Below are 3040 nucleotides of genomic sequence, written 5' to 3'. Positions count from 1 at the left end.
GCCGCTGCGACGTGCGCCCCGATGTAGCCCGCGCCGCCGGTGAGCAGCCACGTGCCTGGAGCGGCCGTGCCTGCACGGCGTATCTTCCCAGGTCGTTCGACGAAACTCACGCTGCTGCACCGCTTTCAGAAGCACTCCGTGTTGGCCGGGGTCGTCACTACTCCCTTCGCGTCCGTATCGAAGCGCGCATGTTACACATACCGTGATGAATCACCCATCAAGTGGGTCGCCTTCGGGTGGTGCGCAAGTCGTGAGCAATGGACACATTTATCGTGAGCAATGAACAACTTGGGGTTCTTTCTGAGCGCTCACCGCGGCCGCCGCCGAACGGGCCGGTCGGCGATGTCGCAAGAGACCCTTCGCCGTTCGTCGTCTAGGACGGCGCTGAAAAACCCGGTCGGGCGGTAGGCATGTCGCTGAGCGCGGACTGTGTCTGCTTGGGATGATCTTGCGGTGCAGGGTGTGGAGGGGCCGGAGCGGGAGTTGTGGGACGCCGCGCAGGTGGTTGGTCATCTGGTGTCGGCGGGGAGCATGTTCGGGTTCCTGGCCGAGCATCGCGGCGAGGTGTTCCCGGACGAGGACTACGCGGACCTGTTCTCCACGATCGGGCGCCCGTCGCTGCCGGCGACCCGGATGGCGGCGGTGCTGACCCTGCAGGCACTGCACGAGCTCTCGGATCGGGAGTGCGCCGAGGCGGTCCGCTGTGACCTTCGGTGGAAGGTGGCGTGCGGGTTGTCGCTGCTGGATGAGGGGTTCGACCCGTCGAGCCTGGTGTATTGGCGCAGGAGGATCGCCCACTCGACCCGTCCCCACCGGATCAACGACGCGATCCGGCGGGTGATCGAGGCGACCGGGGTGCTGGCCGGTCGGCGACGCCGTGCGGTGGATTCCACGATCCTGGATGACGCGGTGGCCACCCAGGACACCATCACCCAGTTGATCGGCGCGATCCGCCGGGTGGGCCGGGAGGTGCCCGGGGCCGATGCGGTGATCGCGGCCGTGTGCACCGGGCACGACTACCGCGGTCCGGGTAAGCCGCGGATCGACTGGACCGACCCGGCCGCCAGACACGAGCTGGTCTCGGCGTTGGTCGGTGACGCGAACACGGTGGTGGCGGCGTTCGCCGAGGCCGAGCTGGAGGAGGCGGCCGCGGCGGCGGTGGCGTTGTTGGCGCTGGTGGCCGGGCAGGACGTGGAACCAGCCGAGGGATCCGACGGGCGGGACGGGCGGTGGCGGATCGCCCGCAAGGTGGCCCCGGATCGGGTGATCTCCACCGTGGACCCGCAGGCCCGGCACACCCGCAAGTCCCCCAGCAGCCGCCGCGACGGCTACCGGGCGCACCTGGTCGCCGAGCCCGGGACCGGGTTGATCACCGATGAGGCGCTGACCATGGCCGCCGGGACCCAGAACTCCGATGCGGCGCTGGCGCAGCAGTTCGTGGCCAACACCGAGCAGGACCCCGACCAGCAAGACCCCGACCAGCAAGACCCCGACCAGCAGGCATCTTCCGGTGACGGGCCCGTCGGCGCGGACCTCGCCGCAGCTGCCACCGATACCGACACCGGCGACGCTGCCGCTACCCGCCACGTCGCCGATGCAGATGATCACGAGGGTGCTGTGGTCGAGGGTGCTATCCCGGGCGGCAACGGCCGGGGCGAGGGTCTGGCCTGGTACGGCGACTCGGCCTACGGCACCGGTGACCTGCGGGGCGCGATCCAGCAGGCCGGGCACGACGCCGTCATCAAGCCCAAGCCGGTGCAGCCGGCGGTTCCGGGCGGGTTCACCCTCGACGACTTCACCGTCGACTTCACCGTCGGTGAGGACTCCGGCACCATGACCTGCCCGGCCGGTCAGACCCGGCCGATCTCACCGTCTCGGACCGTGACCTTCGGGGCGCTGTGCCGAGACTGTCCGCTGCGTGCCGCGTGCACCACCGCGAAGACCGGCCGCACGATGACCCTGCACGAACGCGACGACCTGCTGCGCGTGGCCCGCGCGGAATGGGCCGCCGACCCCGACCTGCGCGAGGACTACCGGACCTACCGGCCCAACGTCGAACGCACCGTCTCCCAGGTCGCCACCCAGGGCGGGCAGCGGATCAAGCTGCGCTACCGCGGCACCGTCAAGAACAACGCCTGGCTCAAATCCCGCACCGCCGCGTTGAACCTGCGCAACCTCGTCGGCCGCGGGCTTGCCCGCATCGACCGAACCTGGGTTCTGGCCATCTAATCGGCCCCCCAGACACCCCGCGGCCGCCACCGAGGCCCCGAGACGCTCCCCGACGGACCCCAGACCCGGCGATCCCGCCTCCCGCTGACCGGCACTGCCCGGCCCAGCACCACACCCAGCGGCTCACCGCGCACCGACGCAGCTCGGTCTTGCTGCCGACCGGGCCCAAAACCGGCTTCTTCAGCGGCCTCCTAGGGTCGGAGCATGCGCCTCGGAATCTTCGTTCCCCAAGGTTGGCGGCACGATCTCGTCGGCATCGAGCCCGCCGACCAGTGGGGGGTGATGAAGGGGCTGGCCCAGCGCGCCGACGCGGGCCCGTGGGAGTCGATCTGGGTCTACGACCACTTCCACACCGTGCCGCTACCCACCGACCAGGCCACGCACGAGGCGTGGTCGCTGATGGCCGCGTTCGGCGCGGTCACCGAGCGGGTGCGATTGGGCCAGATGTGCACGTGCATGAGCTACCGCAACCCCGCCTACCTGGCCAAGGTGGCCGCCACCTGCGACATCGTCTCCGGCGGGCGCGTCGAGATGGGCATCGGCGCAGGCTGGTACGAGCATGAGTGGCGGGCCTACGGCTACGGCTTCCCGCCCCCGCCCGAGCGGCTCGGGATGCTCGACGAGGGTGTGCAGATCATGCGCCAGGCCTGGACGGAGGGCGTCGCGACCTTCAGCGGGAAGCACTACCAGGTCGACGGCGCCCGCGTCTTCCCGTTGCCGCTGCAGGAGGGCGGCATCCCGCTGTGGATCGCGGGCGGCGGCGAGAAGGTCACGCTCAAGATCGCCGCGAGGTACGCGCGGTACACCAACT

The 3040-nt window shown here is 70.2% G+C and carries 2 protein-coding genes and 1 pseudogene; all 3 read left to right on the top strand.

Translation table 11 applies throughout. From position 1 onward, the window contains the following. The first annotated feature begins 453 nt into the window (after window positions 1-453). A pseudogene (locus VGJ14_18640) lies at window positions 454-1425 on the top strand (transposase). A gap of 408 nt (window positions 1426-1833) precedes the next feature. Then, a complete protein-coding gene (locus tag VGJ14_18635; protein HEY2834445.1) occupies window positions 1834-2229 on the top strand; it encodes a transposase in 396 nt (131 codons plus the stop codon). A 204-nt stretch (window positions 2230-2433) separates the two neighbouring features. Continuing rightward, window positions 2434-3040 (top strand): TIGR03560 family F420-dependent LLM class oxidoreductase (locus tag VGJ14_18630; GenBank protein ID HEY2834444.1); only part of this gene is annotated, 607 nt, incomplete at its 3' end.

The sequence above is a fragment of the Sporichthyaceae bacterium genome (assembly GCA_036493475.1).
GTDB lineage: Bacteria > Actinomycetota > Actinomycetes > Sporichthyales > Sporichthyaceae > DASQPJ01.
Note: the sequence above shows the minus strand (reverse complement) of the source record. Positions and strands in the feature narration are given on the sequence as shown.

Excerpts from the sequence above, each read along its gene's own strand:
- VGJ14_18635 (HEY2834445.1), top strand. The coding sequence starts at position 1,834 with ATGACCTGCCCGGCCGGTCAGACCCGGCCGATCTCACCGTCTCGGACC.